This is a genomic window from Motilibacter aurantiacus (assembly GCF_011250645.1).
In the GTDB taxonomy this organism is placed as follows: domain Bacteria; phylum Actinomycetota; class Actinomycetes; order Motilibacterales; family Motilibacteraceae; genus Motilibacter_A; species Motilibacter_A aurantiacus.
The window spans coordinates 179,570-200,529 of record NZ_JAANNO010000002.1 but is presented as its reverse complement, the minus strand read 5'-3'; the positions used below and the strand labels follow the sequence as shown (position 1 = coordinate 200,529).

The 20,960-nt window shown below is 75.8% G+C and carries 20 protein-coding genes; 11 read left to right on the top strand and 9 right to left on the bottom strand.

Annotated elements, in window-relative coordinates; genetic code table 11:
- Positions 1-85: 85 nt before the first annotated feature.
- The 4 genes from G9H72_RS04845 to G9H72_RS04830 all read right to left on the bottom strand — a co-directional run bounded on the left by G9H72_RS04845 (position 86) and on the right by G9H72_RS04830 (position 4,407).
- Entirely contained in the window at positions 86-2,725 is a 2,640-nt protein-coding gene (locus tag G9H72_RS04845; protein WP_166168346.1) for an alpha/beta fold hydrolase, read from the bottom strand.
- A gap of 97 nt (positions 2,726-2,822) precedes the next feature.
- Positions 2,823-3,128: an AzlD domain-containing protein gene (locus tag G9H72_RS04840; RefSeq protein ID WP_166168344.1), complete on the bottom strand. Its 306-nt coding sequence runs from the start codon at positions 3,126-3,128 to the stop codon at positions 2,823-2,825.
- Positions 3,125-3,814, bottom strand: a complete 690-nt coding sequence (locus G9H72_RS04835) for an AzlC family ABC transporter permease (protein ID WP_166168342.1) — start codon at positions 3,812-3,814, stop codon at positions 3,125-3,127. The genes G9H72_RS04840 and G9H72_RS04835 overlap by 4 nt, the downstream gene beginning before the upstream one ends.
- Positions 3,811-4,407 (bottom strand): CGNR zinc finger domain-containing protein, encoded by a 597-nt coding sequence (locus G9H72_RS04830; protein WP_166168340.1) that lies wholly within the window; start codon positions 4,405-4,407, stop codon positions 3,811-3,813. The genes G9H72_RS04835 and G9H72_RS04830 overlap by 4 nt, the downstream gene beginning before the upstream one ends.
- 102 nt (positions 4,408-4,509) lie before the next feature.
- Between G9H72_RS04830 and G9H72_RS04825 the strand changes: the two genes are divergently transcribed.
- On the top strand, positions 4,510-4,707 hold the full coding sequence (locus G9H72_RS04825) for a hypothetical protein (protein WP_166168338.1): 198 nt from the start codon (positions 4,510-4,512) through the stop codon (positions 4,705-4,707).
- Positions 4,704-5,084 (top strand): VOC family protein, encoded by a 381-nt coding sequence (locus tag G9H72_RS04820; protein WP_166168336.1) that lies wholly within the window; start codon positions 4,704-4,706, stop codon positions 5,082-5,084. Before G9H72_RS04825 ends, G9H72_RS04820 begins: the two co-directional genes overlap by 4 nt.
- Before the next feature lie 22 nt (positions 5,085-5,106).
- Here the strand turns inward: G9H72_RS04820 and G9H72_RS04815 are convergent, their stop codons facing one another.
- The gene (locus G9H72_RS04815) at positions 5,107-5,448 is read right to left on the bottom strand and encodes an STAS domain-containing protein (protein ID WP_166168334.1); all 342 of its coding nucleotides are present in this window, start codon (positions 5,446-5,448) and stop codon (positions 5,107-5,109) included.
- A 204-nt stretch (positions 5,449-5,652) separates the two neighbouring features.
- Here G9H72_RS04815 and dapA point away from each other — a divergent pair, with 204 nt between their 5' ends.
- The 3 genes from dapA to G9H72_RS04800 all read left to right on the top strand — a co-directional run bounded on the left by dapA (position 5,653) and on the right by G9H72_RS04800 (position 9,404).
- The gene (gene dapA / locus G9H72_RS04810) at positions 5,653-6,558 is read left to right on the top strand and encodes a 4-hydroxy-tetrahydrodipicolinate synthase (protein WP_166168331.1); all 906 of its coding nucleotides are present in this window, start codon (positions 5,653-5,655) and stop codon (positions 6,556-6,558) included.
- The gene (locus G9H72_RS04805; protein WP_166168328.1) at positions 6,555-8,240 is read left to right on the top strand and encodes a ribonuclease J; all 1,686 of its coding nucleotides are present in this window, start codon (positions 6,555-6,557) and stop codon (positions 8,238-8,240) included. Before dapA ends, G9H72_RS04805 begins: the two co-directional genes overlap by 4 nt.
- Positions 8,241-8,357: 117 nt before the next feature.
- Positions 8,358-9,404, top strand: a complete 1,047-nt coding sequence (locus G9H72_RS04800) for an NAD(P)-dependent alcohol dehydrogenase (protein WP_166168325.1) — start codon at positions 8,358-8,360, stop codon at positions 9,402-9,404.
- Positions 9,405-9,476: 72 nt separating this feature from the next.
- Here the strand turns inward: G9H72_RS04800 and G9H72_RS04795 are convergent, their stop codons facing one another.
- Complete coding sequence (locus G9H72_RS04795; protein WP_166168322.1) at positions 9,477-10,217, bottom strand: hypothetical protein; 741 nt, start codon at positions 10,215-10,217, stop codon at positions 9,477-9,479.
- 1 nt (position 10,218) lies between these two features.
- Positions 10,219-10,359 (bottom strand): hypothetical protein, encoded by a 141-nt coding sequence (locus G9H72_RS04790; RefSeq protein ID WP_166168319.1) that lies wholly within the window; start codon positions 10,357-10,359, stop codon positions 10,219-10,221.
- 215 nt (positions 10,360-10,574) lie between these two features.
- Between G9H72_RS04790 and G9H72_RS04785 the strand changes: the two genes are divergently transcribed.
- From G9H72_RS04785 to G9H72_RS04765, 6 genes are all read left to right on the top strand, one after another.
- A complete protein-coding gene (locus tag G9H72_RS04785) occupies positions 10,575-13,223 on the top strand; it encodes a DNA translocase FtsK (protein WP_196790780.1) in 2,649 nt (882 codons plus the stop codon).
- Positions 13,224-13,362: 139 nt separating this feature from the next.
- On the top strand, positions 13,363-14,145 hold the full coding sequence (locus G9H72_RS22795) for a helix-turn-helix domain-containing protein (protein ID WP_166168316.1): 783 nt from the start codon (positions 13,363-13,365) through the stop codon (positions 14,143-14,145).
- 80 nt (positions 14,146-14,225) lie between these two features.
- Positions 14,226-15,779 carry a 30S ribosomal protein S12 methylthiotransferase RimO gene (gene rimO, locus G9H72_RS04775; protein ID WP_331271986.1) on the top strand — a complete coding sequence of 518 codons (1,554 nt, stop codon included), beginning with the start codon at positions 14,226-14,228 and terminating at the stop codon, positions 15,777-15,779.
- A gap of 9 nt (positions 15,780-15,788) precedes the next feature.
- Complete coding sequence (pgsA, locus tag G9H72_RS20910) at positions 15,789-16,436, top strand: CDP-diacylglycerol--glycerol-3-phosphate 3-phosphatidyltransferase (RefSeq protein WP_196790779.1); 648 nt, start codon at positions 15,789-15,791, stop codon at positions 16,434-16,436.
- Positions 16,437-16,441: 5 nt separating this feature from the next.
- A complete protein-coding gene (locus G9H72_RS04770; RefSeq protein WP_166168313.1) occupies positions 16,442-17,665 on the top strand; it encodes a CinA family nicotinamide mononucleotide deamidase-related protein in 1,224 nt (407 codons plus the stop codon).
- Between the two features lie 163 nt (positions 17,666-17,828).
- Entirely contained in the window at positions 17,829-18,209 is a 381-nt protein-coding gene (locus tag G9H72_RS04765; protein WP_166168310.1) for a helix-turn-helix domain-containing protein, read from the top strand.
- 133 nt (positions 18,210-18,342) lie between these two features.
- Here the strand turns inward: G9H72_RS04765 and G9H72_RS04760 are convergent, their stop codons facing one another.
- Entirely contained in the window at positions 18,343-19,863 is a 1,521-nt protein-coding gene (locus G9H72_RS04760; RefSeq protein ID WP_166168307.1) for a right-handed parallel beta-helix repeat-containing protein, read from the bottom strand.
- Between the two features lie 241 nt (positions 19,864-20,104).
- Complete coding sequence (locus G9H72_RS22790) at positions 20,105-20,956, bottom strand: Fpg/Nei family DNA glycosylase (RefSeq protein ID WP_166168304.1); 852 nt, start codon at positions 20,954-20,956, stop codon at positions 20,105-20,107.
- Positions 20,957-20,960: the final 4 nt, after the last annotated feature.

The following is a 20,960-nucleotide window of genomic DNA, read 5'->3' as shown; positions in this document are numbered from 1 at the left end:
CCGGTGCCGGCAGCTGCGCCGGCGTCCTGCCGGCTGCGACGACGGCGCCGCCGCCGAGGCCCGGTCATCCGCGCCGGCAGGCTGCTCAGCTGCGCAGGGCCCCCACCCGGCCGAGGGCTGCCGCGAGCGCCGCGGCGACCGCGTCGATCCGCTCGCCCTGCAGCAGGCTCTCGTGCCGGCCGTCCACCTGCTCGACGTGCACCTTCCCGGTGACGTACGGCGCCCACTCACCGGCATGGTCGCGCCGGGACTCGCTGGCGCTCACCATGACCACCGAGCCGTCGAAAGCCCGGGCCGGCGCGTACGCCGCCAGCAGCCTCCCGCTCTCCTGCAGGCTCCACGCGACCCGGAACTCGACGTCGACCGGCGCGCCCGGCGCCACCTGTGCGAGCTGCTCGCGCCACTGGCGGCGCAGGCCGCGCAGGCGTAGCGCAGCGGGGAGGTTGCGGGCCTGGTTGCCGGGCAGCCGGGCCGCGCGGCGCAGGGCCTGCTGCGGGGGGAGGCCGCGCAGCTCGCCGAGCCGGTCGGCGGCGCGCCGGGCCAGCGGGATCGACGGGGCCGGCGCGACGGCCGGCAGGTCGCTGTCGCCCATCGCGAGCAGGCCCACCTGCGCGCCCGCTGCCTGCAGCTGCAGCGCCATCTCGAAGGCGATGACGCCGCCGAGGGAGTAGCCGAACAGCAGGTACGGCCCGTCCGGGGCACAGCGCCGGGCCTCGGCGACGTACCGCGCGGCCAGCTCCTCCAGCGTGCGCTCCTCGGAGGCCCGGCCGGAGAGGGTCGGCGCCTGGAAGGCGTAGACCGGGTGGCCGTCGGGCAGCCCCTGGGCCAGCCGGCGGGCGAAGAGCACGTTGCCCCCGCCGCCGTGGACGAGGAAGACCGGCGGCTTCTCGCCGGCCACCCGCACCGGGACCAGCGGCTCCCAGCCGTCGACGCCCGCCTCCAGCGCGGCGGCGAGCAGCGCGACCGTCGGGGCGTCCAGCAGCAGCGAGATCGGCCGGTCGTAGCCGAGCCGCGCCTTCATGAGCGCGAAGGCCCGGGCGGCGCGCAGCGAGTCGCCGCCGAGGTCGAAGAAGTCGTCGTCCGCCCCGACCTCGCGGCCGAGCACCTCCTGCCAGACCGCGACGAGCGCGGCCTCCAGCTGCGAGGAGGCCGCGGCGGCCGGTCGCTCGCGCCGGAGAGCCGGCTCGGGCAGCGCGCTGCGGTCGACCTTGCCCCCGGGCAGCCCGGGCAGCTCGTCCAGGATGGTGATCGAGTCCGGGAGCATGTAGCCGGGCAGCCGGCGGGCCAGCCGTCCGCGCAGCGCGGCCGGGTGCAGGACGGCGTCCGCGGCGGCGGTGACGAAGGCGTGCAGCCGGACGTCGCCCTCCGCATCGGGCCGGCCCACCGCGGCGGCTCCGGCGACGCCGTCGGCCGCCTGCAGGGCGGACTCGACCTCGCCGAGCTCGACCCGGTTGCCGGCGATCTTGACGACGTGGTCCATGCGGCCGTGGCACTGCAGCACGCCGTCGGCGCCGAGCGTGCCCGCGTCACCGGTCCGGCAGCCGACCGTGCCGTCCGGGCGTGCCCGCCACACCGCCCGGGTCTGCTCGGGCCGGTTCCAGTATCCGGTGCCGCCGTACGCCGTCACCACCGTGACCTCGCCGCGCACCCCCGCGGGCAGCACGGTGCCGTCCTCGCCGGTGATCTCGATGCGGCAGCCGTCGATGGCCCGGCCCGCGGGCAGCCGGCCCTCGCCGAGCGGGGCGTCGCCCGGCAGCGCGAGGCCGGCGACCGACCCGGTCTCGGTGGTGCCGTAGAGGTTGTAGACCGTGGCGCCGGGCGGCAGGACGGTGCGCAGCAGCCGGACGTCCTCCCAGGTGGGGGCCTCGGCGCCCAGCACGACGGTGGTGAGGTCGGGGAACCGCAGGCCGGGCGGGAGCGCCGGCACGAGCGCGCGCAGCAGGGTCGGCACGAGCGGCAGGGCTTGGATGCGGTGCTCCAGCAGCCAGGGGGCCAGCGCGCCGAGGCCGAGGCGGCGTACCGGATAGGCGTGCAGGGTGCCGCCGCACATCACGGTGCCGCGCACGAGCGCCTCGTAGAACCCCACGGTGCCGACCGAGAGCGTGCCGACCCGGGCGCCGTCCGGCAGCGCCCAGAAGCGGTCGACCCAGCGGGCGAAGGCCTGACGCTGGGCGTGCGGGACGACGATCCCCTTCGGGGTGCCGGTCGAGCCGGAGGTGAACATCACCGCCGCCAGCGCGTCGGGGGAGGGCTGGGCCGCCGGCAACCCGGCCACCGGCTCGACGCCCAGCCCGAGGGGGTGCTCGACCCGCCGGCCCACCTCGTCGGCGTCCCCCGGGACGTCGCTGAGCAGCAGGGCCGCCTCGACGTCGGCGAGGATCGCCTCGACGCGCTCGATCGGCGCGCTCGGGTCGACGGGCACGACCGCGAGGGCGGCCCGCTCCAGGGCGAGGGTCGCGACGACGACCTCGAGCGGGCCGTGCAGCCGCACGGCGACGCGGTGCGCCCCGTGCACCGGCGGCCCGAGCTCGGCGGCCAGCGCCTGCGCGAGCCGGTCGACGGCGCGGTCGAGCTCGGCGTACGTCGTCAGCTCGGGCCCGTCGCTCCCCGTCACGCAGACCGCGACCCGGCCCGGCTCGGCACGCGCGACGCGGCGCAGCGCCTCCGGGGCAGAGCCCGCACCCGTCGCCGGGCCGTGCGCCGTCGCGTCGTCGTCGGCCGCCATCGCGCGTCTCCTCCTGCCGGGCTGGCCGTCCACGCTAGGGGCGGCCCGCCGCGCGCGCGGATGACTTCCGTTATGTCGACTTCGGCCGGTGGCCGGGTCAGGTGACGGCGCGCAGCAGCGCGGCCGTCCCCGCGGCGACCGCGACGACCACGAGGAAGGGCGCGCGCAGCAGCAGCGCGACGCCGCCCGCCGCGACGCCGGCCAGCCGGGCGTCCACGGCCAGCTCGCGCCCGGTGGACAGCGTCTGCACCGCGACGAGCGCCGAGAGCAGGGCGACCGGCAGCAGCGTGGCCGCGAGGCGGACGCGGGGCGGCTCGAGCGCCCTGGGCGGGACCAGCAGGCCGGCGAGCTTGAGCAGGTAGACCCCGGCGCTGGTGAGCAGGATGCCGGCCCACACGGTCACCGGGGCACCTGCGCGGACGCGCGCACGAGGACGGCGCCGGTGACGGCCAGCAGCGCGCCGGCCATGACCGGGACCCCGGCAGGGGAGACGGGCACGAGGGCGAGCGCCAGCAGGGCGGCGACCACCGCGACGAGGACGGTGCGCCGCCCCTGCAGCCGCGGCGCGACGAGGGCGAGGAACGCGGCCGGCGCGGCGGCGTCGAGGCCCCACTCCGCCGGGTCGCCCATGGCCGTGCCGCCGATCGCGCCGACGAGGGTGGCGAGGTTCCACAGCACGTAGATCGCGAGCCCGGTGGACCAGAAGCCGAGCCGGGCGGCGGGCTCTTCGGGCTGCGCGACCGCCACTGCGGTGGACTCGTCGATCGTCAGCTGTGCCGCTGCCAGCCGGCGCACGCCGCGCACGCGCAGGATCTCGGCGATGCGCAGCCCGTAGAACCCGTTGCGGGCGCCGAGCAGGACCGAGGTCGCCGTCCCCGACAGCAGCGCGCCGCCGCCGGCCACGACCCCGACGAAGGCGAACTGGGAGGCGCCGCTGAAGGCGAGCAGGGACAGGGCGCACGCCTGCAGCACGTCGAGCCCGCTCGCGGTGGCGAGGGCGCCGAACGACACCCCGTACGCGCCGGTGGCCACGCCGACGCCCAGCGAGGTGCGCAGCACGGCCCGGCGGCGCTCAGGAGGAAGCGTCATCGCGCCGCCGCGTCGGCCGCCCGCCGGCGGGAGCGGTAGGCCCGCACCTTGTTCTTGTTCGCGCAGCCGGTCCCGCACCAGGCGCGTGAGCGGTTGCGCGACTCGTCGTAGAACGCCCATGAGCAGCTGTCGTCCGGGCAGATCTTCAGCCGCTGCCACGAGCCGTCCGCGCCGCTGCGCGCGGCCGCGACGAGCACCTGTGCGAGCGCTGCGCGCACGCCGTCCCCGCCCGCCACGAGCCGGGGCGAGCCCGTCGTGAAGGCGACGTGCAGCGGTAGTCGGGCGGCGAGGCCGTCGAGCCGCGCGACGGCGCGTGCGGCGTCCGCGGGGTCGACCGGCCCGTGCGCGGCCTCGCCGTGGCCGACGAGGGCGGCGCGCAGCCCGCTGCGCACGTCCCGGGCGAGCGCGAGGTCGGCCTCGTCCGCCGCCGCGTCCGGTGCCAGCAGGCGTGCCGACACGAGCCACGCCCGCAGGCGCGCGACGTCGGCCAGCTCATCGGTGCCCTCGTCGACGTCGAGCGTGTTGGCGAAGGCGCGGACGAGCGAGGCGTGCTCCGGGACGACATCGCCTGCCGCGGGCCCGTGGTCGCTCATGACACCAGCGTAACTGTTTCGGTGGTTGCGCCCAATGTGTAACCGGCATAACGTCTACACCAGTGACATGCTCGACGGGCCACTCACCGACGAGGAGGAGCGATGGATCCCACCTACGTGGTCGCACAGGCCTACCTCATGGGGCTGCGCAACGCGGCGCAGGAGCAGCGCCGCGACCGGGCGGCGGCGCCCCCGCGGTCCAGTCGCCGGGCGGGCCGCGGCCGGCGGCCCCGCGCAGCTGCCGGCCCGTCGGGCGGGGACGTCATGTGCTGGCGCGCGGCGGCCGGGGCGCGGGCGTGAGCGCGGCCCCGGCCCTCGTCGACGGGGTCGTGAGCAACCTGATCGTCGACTGCAGCGACCTGGCCGTGGTCAGCCGCTTCTGGGGCGGGCTGCTCGGGCTGCAGGTGACGCAGAGCGACGAGCACTGGGTGGACCTCGAGCCCCTGCCGGGCGGTGGGATGGCCCTGTCGTTCCAGCGCGTGCCCGAGCGCAAGCAGGTCAAGAACCGTCTCCACCTCGACATCACCGTGCCCGACGTGGAGGCCGCCGGCCGCAGGGCCGCGATGCTGGGCGCCCGGCCCGCCGGGCCGCTCCACGAGCGGGGCGATGTCAGCCCCTGGCAGGTCTGGCGCGACCCGGAGGGCAACGAGTTCTGCCTGCTGACGCGGGTCGGCTGACCGCCGGCCGTCCCCGCGGCCGTCAGGCCTGCGCCGTGCCGTCCTCGAGCTCGAACAGCTCGCTGACCCCGGCGAGCGCGAGGAAGCGGGCGAAGCGGCTGTCGGGGATGACGCGCAGCACCAGGCGGACGCCGAGCAGCCGGGCGCGGCGCAGGGTGGCGATGAGCGCCTGCAGCCCGCTGGAGTCGCAGAACGTCACGGCGGTGAGGTCGAGCACCAGCTCGCCCGACGGGGCCGACAGCTGGTTGAGCTCTGAGGTCAGGAACTCACGCAGCCGGGGACCGGTCTCGAGGTCGATCTCGCCCGTCACGTGGACGATCGCCCGCTTGCCGTCGCGCTCCGATTTCCAGGTGCTGAGGTCCACGCCTCTCCTGTCTCGCGTGCAGGGAACCCTGTGAAAATCGGCCGGATGCTTGACCGTGAGTCACCGTCCGCAATCACATCACACCGCAGATGAGCCGACATCCTCCAGCCGTGAGGCCGTCGGCAGGCCTCCCGGGGGCCGGCCCGGGCACCTGGTGACCGGCCGTCACACGGGCCGCCGGCCGCTGCCCGGTACCGTTGCGGCATGCCCTCGTCGACATCGCCCGGCCGGCCCTTCGGCACGGTCCTGACCGCGATGGTCACCCCCTTCACCGCCGACGGCGCGCTCGACCTGCCCGGGGCGCAGCGCCTGGCGACGGCTCTGGTGGACGCCGGGAACGACGGCCTGGTCGTCAACGGGACCACGGGGGAGTCGGCCACGACGAGCGACGCGGAGAAGGAGGCCCTCGTCCGGGCGGTCGTCGAGGCCGTGGGCGACCGCGCGACGGTGGTCGCCGGGGTGGGCACCAGCAACACCGCGCACAGCTGCGAGCTGGCCCGCGAGGCCGAGAAGGCCGGCGCGCACGGCCTGCTCGTGGTGACGCCGTACTACAGCCGCCCGCCGCAGTCCGGGCTGCTCGCGCACTTCGGGACGGTCGCCGACGCGACCGGGCTGCCGGTGATGCTGTACGACATCCCGGTGCGCACCGGCCAGGCCATCGCGACCGACACCCTGCTGCGGCTGGCCGAGCACCCGCGCATCGCGGCGGTCAAGGACGCCAAGGACGACCTGGCGGCCACGAGCGAGGTGCTCGCCCGCACGTCGCTGGCCTACTACTCCGGCAGCGACGCGCTCACGCTGCCGCTGCTCTCGGTCGGGGCGGTGGGCGTGGTCGGCGTGGTCACCCACGTCGTCGCCCGGGAGACCCGCGAGATGATCGACGCGTACGCCGCCGGCGACCCCGCCCGCGCGCTCGCGCTGCACCGGCAGCTGCTGCCGGTGTTCACCGGCATGTTCCGCACCCAGGGCGTGATCCTGGCCAAGGCGGCGCTGACCCTGCTGGGCCTGCCGGCCGGGCCGGTACGCCCGCCGCTGCCCGACGCCACGGAGGATGAGATGCGCCAGCTCCGCAAGGACCTCGCCGCGGCCCGCGTCGAGGTCGCCGCATGAGCCACCCGCACCCCGAGCTCGGCCCGCCGCCCGCGCTCCCGACCGGAGGGCTGCGCATCGTCGCGCTCGGCGGCCTCGGCGAGATCGGCCGCAACATGTCGGTCTACGAGTACGACGGCCGGCTGCTCGTCGTCGACTGCGGCGTCCTCTTCCCCGAGGACGCCCAGCCCGGCGTCGACCTGATCCTTCCGGACTTCGACTTCATCCGGGACCGGCTCGACAAGGTCGACGGGATCGTGCTCACCCACGGCCACGAGGACCACATCGGGGCCGTGCCGTACCTCCTGCGCGAGAAGCCGGACATCCCGCTGATCGGCTCGCGGCTCACGCTCGCCCTCGTCGAGGCGAAGCTGCGCGAGCACCGGATCACCCCGTACTCCCTCACGGTGCGCGAGGGGCAGCGCGAGCGGATCGGCCCGTTCGACTGCGAGTTCGTCGCGGTCAACCACTCGATCCCGGACGCGCTGGCGGTCGCCATCCGCACCCCCGCGGGGCTGGTCATCCACACCGGCGACTTCAAGATCGACCCGCTGCCGCTCGACGGCCGGGTCACCGACCTGCGGGCGCTGGCCCGGCTCGGCGAGGAGGGGGTCGACCTCATCCTCTCGGACTCGACCAACGCCGAGGTTCCCGGCTTCGTGACGCCGGAGCGTGACATCGCGCCCGTGGTGGACCGCGTGTTCGCGAACGCCAAGCGGCGAATCGTCGTCGCCTGCTTCGCATCCCACGTGCACCGCGTGCAGCAGGTGCTGGACGCGGCGGCGAAGCACAAGCGCAAGGTCGCCTTCGTCGGCCGTTCGATGGTGCGCAACATGGGGGTGGCCCGCGAGCTCGGCTACCTCAACGTGCCCGACGGGCTGGTCGTGGACTCCCGCCAGCTCGAGGACATGCCCGACGAGCAGGTCGTCCTCATCTGCACGGGCTCGCAGGGCGAGCCGATGTCGGCGCTCTCGCGCATCGCCAACCGGGACCACTGGATCCGCATCAGCGAGGGCGACACCGTCCTGCTCGCGTCCTCCCTGATCCCCGGCAACGAGAACGCCGTCTACCGCGTCATCAACGGGCTCTCGCGCTGGGGCGCGAACGTCGTGCACAAGGGCAACGCGCTGGTGCACACCTCCGGGCACGCGGCCGCCGGCGAGCTGCTCTACGTCTACAACATCGTCCAGCCGCGCAACGTCATGCCGGTGCACGGCGAGTGGCGCCACCTGCGGGCAAACGGCGACCTCGCGGTCGCCACCGGGGTGCCGCGCGACCGCATCGTGCTCGCCGAGGACGGCGTCGTCGTCGACCTGGTCGAGGGCGTCGCGCGCGTCACCGGCGCCGTCCCGTGCCACAACGTCTACGTCGACGGCTCCACCGTGGGCGACGTGACGGAGGCGTCGCTGAAGGACCGGCGGATCCTGCGCGACGAGGGCTTCATCTCGGTCTTCGTGGCCGTCGACTCCTCGAGCGGCAAGATCGTGGCCGGCCCGCAGATCTCGGCGCGCGGCGTCGTCGAGGACGAGGCCGTCTTCGACCAGGTCCGCCCGCGCATCGAGGACGCGCTGGCCAAGGCCGCCCAGGACGGTGTCAACGACACGTACCAGCTGCAGCAGTTCGTCCGGCGGGTCGTCGGCAAATGGGTCAGCGAGTCGCTGCGCCGCCGGCCGATGATCGTGCCGGTGGTCGTCGAGGTCTGACCCCGGGCCGGTACGCGGTGACGGGCGTCACGGAAGGACCGGCGCCCGTCCACCGTTCCCTCTGCTCGTGGCCGTGACCCGCGCGCCGCACCCCCGAGCACGAGGAACGACCTGCCTGTGATCCCCGTCCACGCCCGATCCACCTCCGGCCCCGGCGCCCCCTTCGAGAAGAGGACCATCGAGCGCCGCGACCTCGGCCCGAGGGACGTGCTGATCGACGTCGCGTACGCCGGCATCTGCCACTCGGACATCCACACCGCCCGGGGTGAGTGGGGCGAGACGCTCTTCCCGCTGACGCCCGGCCACGAGATCGCCGGCGTCGTCTCCGCGGTCGGCTCCGAGGTCACCAAGCTCGCCGTCGGCGACCGCGCCGGGATCGGCTGCATGGTGGACTCCTGCCGCGAGTGCGGGCCCTGCCGCGCAGGCGAGGAGCAGTACTGCGTCAAGGGCAACATCGGCACCTACAACGCGATCGGCAAGGACGGGCGCCCCACCGAGGGCGGCTACAGCGAGAAGATCGTCGTCGACGAGGACTTCGCGCTGCGCATCCCCGAGGGCATCTCGCTCGACGTCGCGGCGCCGCTGCTCTGCGCGGGCATCACGCTCTACTCCCCGCTGCGCCGCTGGGGCGCCGGCCCCGGCAAGAAGGTCGCGATCGTCGGGCTCGGCGGGCTGGGCCACATGGGCGTCAAGCTCGCGAAGGCCATGGGCGCCGAGGTGACCGTGCTGTCGCAGTCGCTCAAGAAGCAGGAGGACGGCCTCCGGCTCGGGGCGGACCACTACTACGCCACCGGCGACGAGGGCACCTTCGAGACGCTCGCCGGCTCCTTCGACCTCATCGTCTCGACGGTCTCCGCGACGGTGGACATGGGCGCCTACCTCGGGCTGCTCACCCTGGACGGCGCCCTGGTGAACGTCGGCGCGCCCGAGCACCCGCTGTCGGTCCCGGCCTTCGCGCTCATCGGCGGCCGGCGCAGCCTCGCCGGCTCCATGATCGGTGGGATCCGGGAGACCCAGGAGATGCTCGACTTCTGCGCCGAGCGCGGCATCGGTGCCGAGGTCGAGGTCATCGCGGCCGACCGCATCGACGAGGCCTACGACCGGGTGGTGGCGAGCGAAGTGCGCTACCGGTTCGTGATCGACGCGTCGACCATCGCCGGCTGACCGGCCTCCGGCACACGCGACGGCGGCGGCTCCCCGACGGGGGCCGCCGCCGTCGCGCGTGCCCGGCGCGCGTCAGGTGACGGTGACGAGCACGGCCGCGGATACGGACGCGGCGGCCGTCTCCGTCCCCGGCATCCGCCAGCGCAGCCGGAGCGGGCCGGTGGCCCGCTGCTGCGCCGTCACGCGCCCGTCCGCCGCCGCCCGGTACGCCCCGAGCCGCTTCCACGGCCCGCTCCCCGTCCGGCCCTCGAGCACGAGCGGCGCACCGGCCAGCGGGCGCCCGTCGAGCCCCGCGGCCCGGGCGTGCACGGTGACCGACCGGCCCGAGCTGACCCGTGGCCGGTCGACGCGCGCGGTCACGGTCGAGGCCTGGCGCAGCGAGAAGGCCGACGTGTCGGGCACGACGTCGGTGGTGGGCACGCCCCGGTCGTCGGTGTAGGTGTAGCGGACGTCGGCGAGCTCCCAGGTGCCGAGCGGCCCCGCCGGCTGCAGCACGAGCGACGCCCGCCAGGCCAGGCCGTACTCGTCGGCGAGGGCGAACTTCACGGGCGCCCCCCGGCCGCGCGGCGGCCGCAGCGTCCCGGTCACCGAGCCGTCGACCGGGGTGCTGAAGCGGAGCACGAGCGTCTCGGTGACCGGCGTGGCCCGGGTGAAGACGTGCACCGGGCGGCTGACGTCGAGCGCGATGGCGACGGGCGGCTCGACGGCCGCGCGGGCGACGGCGCCGCCCAGGCTGCCCGGGGCGGCGGCGACGAGCGTGACGAGGGCGACGGCGGCACCGAGCGCGGCGGCGACGGGAGTCCTGGCCCGCACCTCAGCCCCCGTGGCACCAGGGCGTGCACAGCGCCGCGCAGGGCGCCGGCGGGTGGGCGCGGTGGGCGGTCGGCCCCTCGAGCCGCGCGAGCAGGGCGCGCTGGTCGGCGGGGGTGGGGGAGGGGCGGGCGGTGGTGCTCACGGAGGTCTCCTTCGGCGTTGCGGCCCTGTCGGCGCGGGCGCCCCGTCCGTCGGGCACCGGAAGGCAGAGCGCGGGTGAGCGAGCCAGATACGGGCCGGCCGCCGGCCGCGGCCGGAGCGCTCACCGTTATCACGGCGGGGTGCGGCACAAGATCCGGACGCGCCTAACTCGTGTGACGGCTGTGGCTGTTGGGACGGGAGCGGTACTCTCCGCCCATGGCGACACGGACGACGGGGGGCACCCGTCCGCGCTCCAGCGGGGCGCCGGCGGGCGGGCGCGGCGGCGGGCAGGCCCGGTCCCGGGCGGCCGCACCGGCGCGCCCCCAGCCCGGGATGGGCGTCCGGCTCGTCCGGGCGCTCGGCATCGCGCTGCGCGGGCTCTGGCTGGGCGTCGCGCACGTCGTCGGCGGCTCGGTGCGCGCCTTCGGGCGCAGCGCGCGCGACCTGGACCCGGCCCACCGGCGCGACGGCGTCGGCCTGGCCGTGGTCGGGCTCGCGATCGTGACTCTCGCCGCCGCGTGGTTCCGGGTCGACGGCGCGCTCGGCGAGGCCGCGACGTGGCTGGTCGCGGGGGCGGTCGGCCGCGCGGACGTGCTGGTGCCGCCGCTGCTGCTCCTGCTGGCGTACCGGTTGCTGCGCCACCCCGACCGCGAGATCGTGCTCGGCCGCGCGGCCGTCGGCTGGGCAGCCCTCTCCGCGGGCTCGCTCGGCCTGCTGCACATCGCCCGCGGCACCCCGCAGCCCCCGGACGGGGTGGAGGCGATCCGTGACGCCGGCGGCTACGGCGGCTGGCTGGCCTCCAGCCCGCTGGTCGATGCCGCCAGCGCCTGGGTGGCCGTGCCGCTGCTGCTGCTCCTCGTCGGCTTCGGCCTGCTGGTCGTGACGGCCACCCCGGTCAACGCGGTGCCCGAGCGGCTGCGCGGGCTGCGCGACACGGCCCTGCGCCGGGAGGCCGGGCCGCCCGACCGTCGCCGCCGGCGCGGCCGCGAGCCCCGCGCGGGCGACCCGGCGTACGACACCCCGGTCGTCACGCCCGACGCCGCCCCCGAGGACGCCTTCGACGACGCCTCCGGCCGTGAGGGGGCGCTGCCGGCGGGTCGCCGGCGCCGTCGGGTCGGCGAGGTAGCGGTGGCCCCCGTGGCGGCGCCGGACGATCCCACCGGCCAGGAGGTCTTCGACGCCGAGCAGGCGATGGGCCTGGCACCCGGCCGGGCCGCCGCAGGCAAGGGCCGCAGGCGGGTCCCCGCGGCCGGCGAGGACGTGCCGGCCGTCGACCCCGACGCCACCGACGTCTTCCCGCGGCCGACGCCCGCCGAGGCGGCCGAGCCGGCCACCGCCGTCCTCGAGCAGCTGACCGGCGGCGACATGCCGCCGCGTGTGGAGCAGTTGCTGCTCTCCGGCGACGTCACCTACGAGCTGCCGGCGCCGACGATGCTGCGCGCCGGCTCGGTCCACAAGGCCCGCACCCCGGCCAGCGACGCCGTCGTCGACTCGCTGACCGGAGTGCTCGAGCAGTTCGACATCGACGCCGCCGTCACCGGCTACACCCGCGGCCCGACCGTCACGCGCTACGAGGTCGAGCTCGGCCAGGGCGTCAAGGTCGAGCGGGTCACCGCCCTGTCCAAGAACATCGCGTACGCCGTCGCCAGCGCCGACGTGCGGATCCTCTCGCCGATCCCCGGCAAGTCGGCCATCGGCATCGAGATCCCGAACACCGACAAGGAGATCGTCGCGCTCGGCGACGTGATCCGGTCGCGGGCGGCCACGGGCACGCCGCACCCCATGGTGGTCGGCCTGGGCAAGGACGTCGAGGGCGGCTTCGTCGTCGCGAACCTGGCCAAGATGCCCCACCTGCTCGTCGCGGGCGCCACGGGCTCGGGCAAGTCGAGCTTTGTCAACTCGATGATCACCTCGATCCTGCTCCGGTCCACGCCGGACGAGGTCCGCATGGTGCTCGTCGACCCCAAGCGGGTGGAGCTGACGGCGTACGAGGGCATCCCGCACCTCGTCACCCCGATCATCACGAACCCCAAGAAGGCCGCCGAGGCGCTGCAGTGGGTCGTGCGCGAGATGGACATGCGCTACGACGACCTGGCCGCGTTCGGCTTCCGCCACGTCGACGACTTCAACAGGGCCGTCCGCGAGGGGACCGTGCGGCCGCCCGAGGGCAGCGAGCGGGTGCTGCGCCCGTACCCCTACCTGCTCGTGATCGTCGACGAGCTCGCCGACCTCATGATGGTCGCCCCCCGCGACGTCGAGGACTCGATCGTCCGTATCACGCAGCTGGCCCGCGCGGCCGGCATCCACCTCGTCCTCGCGACCCAGCGCCCGTCCGTCGACGTCGTCACCGGCCTCATCAAGGCGAACGTGCCGAGCCGGCTCGCGTTCGCGACCTCGAGCCTCGCCGACAGCCGGGTCATCCTGGACCAGCCGGGCGCGGAGAAGCTCGTCGGCCAGGGCGACGGCCTCTTCCTGCCGATGGGCGCGAGCAAGCCCATGCGCATCCAAGGAGCCTGGGTCACCGAGGCAGAGGTCGAGGCGGTGGTCGAGCACTGCAAGACCCAGCTGCAGCCGACGTACCGCGAGGACGTGACCGCCGTCGCGGCCAAGAAGGAGATCGACGAGGACATCGGCGACGACCTGGACCTGCTGTGCCAGGCGGTGGAGCTCGTCGTCACGACGCAGTTCGGCTCGACGTCGATGCTGCAGCGCAAGCTGCGCGTGGGCTTCGCCAAGGCCGGGCGCCTGATGGACCTCATGGAGAGCCGAGGCATCGTCGGGCCCAGCGAGGGAAGCAAGGCTCGCGACGTGCTCGTCAAGCCGGACGAGCTCGACGGCGTCATGTTCACCCTGCGCGGGGAGTAGTCGGGAACCTCCGGCCGCACCCGGGCGTATCCCCCGTTGTCGGGCAGGGCCGTAGACTCGGCCCTGCCTACGCCGGTCCCGTCGACCGCACTGCCAGCACGTCCGGAACGCCGCACCTCGAGACGACGGAGGACACGCCGTGACGATCGGCGAGACGCTCGCCTCCGCCCGCCAGGCTGCCGGGCTCAGCCTCGAGCAGGTGGCCGAGCGCACACGCATCCGCCGCACGGTCGTGGCGGCCATCGAGCACGACGACTTCAGCCACTGCGGCGGCGACTTCTACGCCCGCGGGCACCTGCGGACCATCGCGCGCACCGTGGGGGCCGACGCCGAGGCCGTCGTCCGGCAGTACGACGACGAGATCGCCAGCGCGGAGTCGGCCCCGCGGCCGCCGAGCGAGGTGGTCGACCTCGACGCCGCCGTCGGCCGTCGCCGCCACGCGGTCAACTGGTCCAACGTGCTCGTCGCGTCGCTCGTCGTCGTCGTCGGCTACGCCGGGTTCTCCCTGCTGCGCCCGAGCGACGGCGGGACGGGGACGGCCCCCGCAGGCAACGCCGCCCCCGCCGGCGTGACCGGCGCCCCGACCCCTGGGGCCACGCCCACCCCGAGCGGTGCGGCGCCGGCCGCCACGCCCACCCGCAAGCCGCCGGTCGTCGCCGCCAACCCGGACGCGGGCGTACGCGTCGTCGTGGCCGCGACCGCAGGGCAGTGCTGGCTGCGGGCGACCGGCGAGGACGGCAAGCGGCTCTTCGAGGGCATCGTCGCCAAGGGCGAGTCGCGCCAGTTCACCGACGCCGAGGTCGTGAGCCTGCTCGTCGGCGACGCCGGGGCCGTGTCGCTCACGGTCAACGGCAAGCAGATCGGCGCGCCGGGGGCGCGCGGCGAGATCGCGCGCGCGCAGTTCACCCCCGAGGACCCGTGACCGTGCCGGTGGGCCCGCCCGCGGAGTGACCGGCCCCACGCGGGCGGCCGGGCGCGGGCGGGAGCACCTAGGCTGGGACGGTGAGTTCCTTCCCTGACGCGCCGGGGGCCGCCGCCCCGGCCGCGGCTGCCGCTCCACGCTCGGTCGCCCTCGTGACCCTCGGCTGCGCCCGCAACGAGGTCGACTCCGAGGAGCTGGCGGGCCGGCTCGCCGCCGACGGCTGGCTGCTGGTCGAGGACGCGGCCGAGGCCGACGTCGCCGTCGTCAACACGTGCGGCTTCGTCGAGGCCGCAAAGAAGGACTCGGTCGACGCGCTGCTGGAGGCCGCCGACCTCAAGGGCTCCGCGCGCACGCAGGCCGTCGTGGCCGTGGGCTGCATGGCCGAGCGCTACGGCGACCAGCTCGCGACGGCGCTGCCGGAGGCCGACGCCGTGCTGGGCTTCGACGACTACGCGGACGTCTCGACCCGGCTGCGCTCGATCCTCGCGGGTGACAAGCACGTCGCCCACACCCCGCGGGACCGTCGCGCGCTGCTGCCGATCTCGCCGGTCGAGCGCGGGGCCGCAGCCCGCTCGGTCGCCGTCCCCGGGCACGGCGCGGGCACCACGGTCGTCACGCCCACCCCGGTCGGTGAGGACCTGCCGGTGGGCCTGGCCCCCGCGTCCGGCCCGCGTGTGCTGCGCCGCCGGCTGGGCTCCGGCCCGGTCGCCCCGCTGAAGCTCGCGTCCGGCTGCGACCGGCGGTGCGCCTTCTGCGCGATCCCGGCCTTCCGCGGGGCGTACGTCTCGCGCCGCCCGGACGAGGTGCTGGCCGAGGCCCGCTGGCTCGCCGAGCAGGGCGTCCGCGAGCTCGTGCTGGTCAGCGAGAACTCCTCCTCCTACGGCAAGGACCTCGGTGACCTGACCGCGCTGGAGAAGCTCCTGCCGCAGCTGGCGGCGGTCGACGGCGTCTCGCGGGTCCGCGTCAGCTACCTGCAGCCGGCCGAGGTGCGCCCCGGCCTGCTCGACGTGATCGCGGGCACGGACAAGGTCGCGGCCTACTTCGACCTGTCCTTCCAGCACGCGTCCGGCCCGCTGCTGCGCCGCATGCGCCGCTTCGGCGACGCCGACCGGTTCCTCGAGCTGCTCGCGTCGATCCGCGAGCGCGCCCCGCTGGCCGGCGCCCGGTCCAGCTTCATCGTCGGCTTCCCCGGCGAGACCGACGCCGACCTGGCCGAGCTCGAGCGCTTCCTGGTCGAGGCCCGGCTCGACGCGATGGGCGTGTTCGGCTACAGCGACGAGGAGGGCACCGAGGCCGCGACCCTCGACGGCAAGCTCCCCGAGGGCGAGGTCGCGGACCGGCTCGAGCGGTTCTCCACGCTCGTGGAGGAGCTCGTCGCGCAGCGCGCCGAGGACCGGGTGGGGGAGCGGGTGGAGGTGCTCGTCGAGCGCCGCGGGGACGACGGGCCGGAGGGCCCGGCCGAGCACCAGGCCCCCGACGTGGACGGTGTGACCGTGCTGGCCGGTGACGCGCCGGTCGGGTCGCTGGTCCCCGCCCGCGTCGTCTCCGCCGCGGGGGCCGACCTGGTCGCCGAGCCGCTGCAGCCCGCGCTCGCTGCCGCCGGCTCCCTCGACACCGCCGCCCGGCCGGCCTGACCCCGACCGATGTCGGGGACCGAGCCGCTGCGCCGCCCGCTCGCCGCCGGCGCGGGCGCCGGCGGCGCGCCCGGGCCCGGCGAGGCGCCCGGGGCGTGGAACGTCCCGAATGCGCTGACCGTCCTGCGGCTGTTGCTCGTGCCCGTTTTCGCCTGGCTGCTGCTGCGCGCCGGCGGCGACGACACCGCCTCGCGGGTGGCGGCCTGCGTGGTGTTCGCGGTCGCCTCCATCACCGACTACGTCGACGGCGACATCGCCCGGCGCTACGGCATCGTCACCGACTTCGGCAAGCTGGTCGACCCGATCGCCGACAAGGCCCTGATCGGGGCCGCGCTCGTCGGGCTGTCGCTGCTCGGCGAGCTGTGGTGGTGGGTGACCGTCGTCATCCTCGTCCGCGAGGTCGGGGTCACACTGCTGCGGCTCTGGGTCATCCGGCATGGCGTGATCCCCGCCAGCCGCGGCGGCAAGCTCAAGACCGTCCTGCAGGGCGTGGGCATCGGGCTCTACCTGCTGCCGCACCCGGGGCCCTGGGCGTGGGTGGCGGCCGCCGTCCTCGGCGCCGCCGTCGTGGTGACCCTCGTGACGGGCGTCGACTACGTCGCCCGGGCCGTGCGCCTCCGGCGGGACGCCCGCTCGCGCCGCCCGTCGGGTCGCTGAGCGCCGTGCGGGCCGAGGTCGTCTGCGTGGGCGACGAGCTGCTGTCCGGGCGTGTGCCCGACGCCAACGCCGCGTGGCTGGGCGCCCGGCTCGCCGAGCACGGCGTCCCGGTCCTGCGCAGCACGGCGGTCCCCGACGAGGTCACCGCGATCGTCGACGCGATCGGAGCCGCCGCGGCCCGGGCCGACCTCGTCGTCGTGACGGGCGGCCTCGGGGCCACGAGCGACGACCTCACCCGGGACGCGCTGGCCGTGCTCACCGGCTCCCGGGTGGTGCGCGACCCCGCGCTGGAGGAGGCGCTGCGCCGCCGCTACGCCGACCGGGGGACCGAGCCCCCGGTCGGGTCGCTGCGGATGGCCGACGTCGTGGAGGGCGCGCAGGTGCTCCCCAACCCGGCCGGCGCCGCTGCCGGGCTGCGCGGGCGGGTCGGCGGGGCGCAGGTCGTCCTGCTGCCGGGGGTGCCGGCGGAGGTGCGCGCGATCGCCGAGCAGTCGGTCCTTCCCGGGCTGGCGGGCGCGGCCGGGCTGGTGACCCGCACGCTGCACGTGCCGCGGGTCGCGGAGTCGGCGGTCGGGACGGCACTGGCCCGCCTCGAGGCGGCCCTGCCCGCGGGGGTGCGGGTGGCGTACCTCGCCAGCCGGGCCGAGGTCGAGGTCCGGCTGACGGCCGCCGCCGCGTCCCCCGCGGCGGCCGAGGAGGTGCTCGCCCCGGTCCTGGCGTCCGCCCGATCGGCCCTTGCGACGCTCTCCCCGATCGTGGACGACGTCCCGCTCGCAGTCGGGGTGGTGCGCCGGCTGACGGCCCGGGGCGAGACCGTGGCGGTGGCCGAGTCCCTGACCGGGGGGCTCGTGACAGGGGCGCTGACCTCGGTGCCGGGCTCGTCGGCGGTCCTGCGTGGCGGGGTGGTCGCGTACGCCACGCCGGTCAAGGCCGACGTCCTCGGGGTCGGCGCGGGGCTGCTGGCCGAGCGCACCGCTGTGGACCCGGATGTGGCGCTCGCCATGGCCGAGGGCGTCCGTGCATTGCTGGGCGCGGATTGGGGAGTCTCGACCACGGGCGTCGCCGGCCCGGGACCTTCCGAGGGCAAGCCGGCCGGCGAGGTCCACGTGGGGGTCGTCGGGCCGGGCGCCCGGGGCGCGCAGTCGCTTCGATTTCGCGCAGAGCGTGAGGGTGTCCGGGCGTCTGCGGTCGCTGCGGCCTTGGCGTCGCTGCGGGAACGACTAGGTTGATTACAGCGTTGCACCACACACGCGGGGACATCCGGAACGCCGTTGCGGGTCTCGCGTCGGACTTCGGGACAACGCGCGGCCTCTTCGGGGCGTTCGCTGGCTGCGGAGAGGGAACGGTACGGGTACGGTGGGTAATCACCGTCCCAGGAGGGAGAGCCCCGCGATGATTATTCTCCGTCGCCTGCTCGGGGACGTGCTGCGGACGCGGCGCCAGGACCAGGGCCGCACCCTGCGTGAGGTCTCCGCCGCAGCTCGCGTCTCCCTCGGCTACCTGTCCGAGGTGGAGCGTGGGCAGAAGGAGGCCTCGTCCGAGCTGCTGGCGTCGATCTGCGCCGCGTTGGACGTCCCCATGTCGGAGGTCCTGCGTGAAGTGAGCGACGGCCTCATCCTCGCCGAGGCCGAGGCTGCCGTGCGCGACGCCGCCCTGCGCGAGACGGCCCTGCCCGAGCGCAGCTCGCTGTCCACCGTCATCCCCCCGGGCCAGCCGCCGGCCGGCCGGGCCGGTGCCGTCGACGGCCGAGTGGCCGTGGAGGTCGCGGCCTGACCGTGGCCGCCCAGCCGGCCCTGTGCGGCCGAGCGGCGATCGAGCAGCCTCCGACGAGCCGGTGAGCCCAGTCGTGGCCGTGCCCCGGGAAGCCCGGGGCACGGCCACGTCGCGTTCTGGGGCCGGGTGACGGTCAGCCGGAGCAGTCGATGTTGCTGACGCCCCTGCCGCCGGGGCCGGCGACGTTGTCGCACGTCACCACGTTCCCGTGGGCGTCCGGCTCGGGCGACACGGCCACCACGTAGCCCTTCACCCCGCCGAGCACCTTGTTGGCGCGGAAGGTGTTGTCCTCCCCGGAGCCGGGCGCCCCGTTGATGACGTGGGTCTGGAAGGCGTCCAGCAGGGTGCCGGTGCCGGTGTTGCCCTCGACGAGCCAGCCGCTGCCCTTGACGTCGACCCAGGAGTCGGCGGAGTTCTCCCCGCTCGTCCCCGCCCGCTCGAAGCGGTTGCCGACGATCCGGCCGTTGCGGGTGCCCTCCTTGATGTCGATGCCCTCGGCGGCGGTGTTCCAGATGCGGTTGCCCTGGATGAGCACACTGTCCGAGCGGTCGGGGCCGCCGTCCGAGCCGTACTCGCCCCAGTTCGAGGTCGCCGAGCCGACGTAGACGCCCTCGCCGAACTGCGGGGACTTCAGGCCGGTGTCGTGCACGTCGCTGTTGGCGATGACGCCGCGCGAGGAGCCCGAGCGGAAATGCACGGCCTCCTGCCCGATCCGGCCGACGTCGAGGCCGACGAGGACCGACCCGACCGAGCCGTCGAGCACGATGCCCTTCTTGGCGGTGCGGACCGTGAAGCCGTCCAGCCGCCAGTAGCTGCCGGTCACGTGCAGGCCGTACCCGCCGTTGTCGGTCGAGCCGGTCGTGAGCACGGCGGCACGCGACCCGTGCAGCGTGATCGGCGCCGACGCCGTGCCGTCCGCGGGCGCCTCGAACTGCGGGTCCCCGACGTACGTGCCGTCGGCCAGCTCGATGCGGTCGCCGGGGCGGGCGGAGGACAGCGCGTCGCGCAGCTCGTCCGCGGTCGACACCTGGACCACCCGCCTGGCCTTGGGGGCCGGGGGGACGCCGGCCGCCGCGCTGGGCGCGGCTGCCGGCGCGCTGCCGGCGCTGGCCCCCGGCGCCGCTCCGGTCGACCCGTCGGCCGACACCGTGAACGACACCTCCCGTCGGGACCGGTTGCCGCCCGCCTCGACCCGCGCCCGCAGCTCGTGCTCGCCCGGGTCGGGGTCCACCGTCAGCTCGTACGGCGCACTGGTGTCCTTCTCGAGGTACGTCCCGTCCATCGTCCAGGTCACGCTCTCCACGTCCTCGTCGAGCACGGTGACGGTCAGCGGCCCGGCGACCGTCGCCCCGTCGAGGTCGCTGCCGTCGGCGCGCAGCTCGTACGTCCCTCCGCCGGCCGCCGGCGCCGATCCCGTCGGCTCGGGCGCCGGCTCCCCGCTCGGCAGCTCGGTCGGCTCCTCCGACGGCTCGGCGGGGGGCGGCAGCTGCTCCGTCGCGGCCGGGCTCGGGCTGGCCGGGGAGGCGGGGGCGGCGTCGTCGGAGTCCGAGCCCGGCCAGAGCAGGAGCGCGAGGACGAGGACGACGGCGGCCACGGCTGCGCCCGCCGCGGCCGCGATCGCCGTGCGCCGGTCGAGGAATCCGGGGGCAGCCACGTCTCAGCTCTCCGTCCGGTCGCGGCGTCCGGCCGCGGGCCGGCGTGCGCCGGTACCCGGGCCGCCGGCGGTCGTGGCCGGTCGGGGCGGGGGAATGCGAAGGGTCGACACGAGCCGACAACTCTGCCACGCGGTCCGCGCGTTCCAGCGCAGGTCCTCGCCCGGGGCCGGCGGCCGGCCGCCGCAGGGGCCCGGCCCTCGGCCTCCGCTCCGAGGTGACCGGGCGGGACCGGGCACCGGGTCAGGGCCGGTAGCGGGTCCGCCCGCTGGGGCGGGCCACGTCGGACCGGCGCATCGGCGTCGGTGCGGGCCCGGGCTGGCACCGGGGGCACCAGTAGGTCAGCCGGGCGTACGGCGCGTCGCCCTGCTCGGCGAGGAGCACCTGGGCGCCGCAGCGCCGGCAGGGCTGCCCCGCCCGCTCGAAGACCCAGTGCTGGCGCCCGCGCCGCACCTCACCGGTCGTGGACTGCTCGGGGTGGCCCTTGTTGCGCTCGAGCAGGGCCCGGGCGCGCTCGACCAGCGCCGGCAGGTCGCGGACGTCCTCGACGGCGGCCCACGGGGACGTGCCGTGCAGGAAGAGCGACTCGGCCTTGTAGAGGTTGCCGATGCCGGCGAGGTTGCGTTGGTCGAGCAGGGCCTGCCCGATCTCGCGGCGCGGCTCGGCCCGCAGCCGGCGCAGCGCCTCCTCGGCGTCCCAGTCGCGCCCGAGCAGGTCCGGGCCGAGGTGCCCGACCGCGTCCGGCTCGCCGCCGGGCGCCAGCAGCTCGACCACGGGCATGCGGTAGCCGACCGCCTGCCACTCGGCGTTCTCGAGGATGACGCGGGCCTGCCAGGCGGGGCCGCCGCGCCAGCGCTCGCCCGGCCGGTAGAGGTGCCAGGTGCCGTCCATGCGGAAGTGGGTGTGCAGCGCCTGCCCGTCGTCGAGCCGGGTCAGCAGGTGCTTGCCGCGAGAGACGACCTCGGTCACGGTGCGGCCGGACAGGTCGGCGGTGGCGAGCTGCGGCACCCGGAAGTCACTCCGGGTCAGCACTCGGCCGGCGAGCGCCTCGTGCAGGCGCTTGCCCGCGAGCCAGACGGTGTCCCCCTCGGGCACGACG

Coding starts and splice junctions, on each gene's coding strand:
- G9H72_RS04845 (WP_166168346.1), bottom strand. CDS start 2,725: ATGGCGGCCGACGACGACGCGACGGCGCACGGCCCGGCGACGGGTGCG.
- G9H72_RS04835 (WP_166168342.1), bottom strand. CDS start 3,814: ATGACGCTTCCTCCTGAGCGCCGCCGGGCCGTGCTGCGCACCTCGCTG.
- G9H72_RS04830 (WP_166168340.1), bottom strand. CDS start 4,407: ATGAGCGACCACGGGCCCGCGGCAGGCGATGTCGTCCCGGAGCACGCC.
- G9H72_RS04825 (WP_166168338.1), top strand. CDS start 4,510: ATGGATCCCACCTACGTGGTCGCACAGGCCTACCTCATGGGGCTGCGC.
- dapA (WP_166168331.1), top strand. CDS start 5,653: ATGCCCTCGTCGACATCGCCCGGCCGGCCCTTCGGCACGGTCCTGACC.
- G9H72_RS04805 (WP_166168328.1), top strand. CDS start 6,555: ATGAGCCACCCGCACCCCGAGCTCGGCCCGCCGCCCGCGCTCCCGACC.
- G9H72_RS04785 (WP_196790780.1), top strand. CDS start 10,575: ATGGCGACACGGACGACGGGGGGCACCCGTCCGCGCTCCAGCGGGGCG.
- pgsA (WP_196790779.1), top strand. CDS start 15,789: ATGTCGGGGACCGAGCCGCTGCGCCGCCCGCTCGCCGCCGGCGCGGGC.
- G9H72_RS04765 (WP_166168310.1), top strand. CDS start 17,829: ATGATTATTCTCCGTCGCCTGCTCGGGGACGTGCTGCGGACGCGGCGC.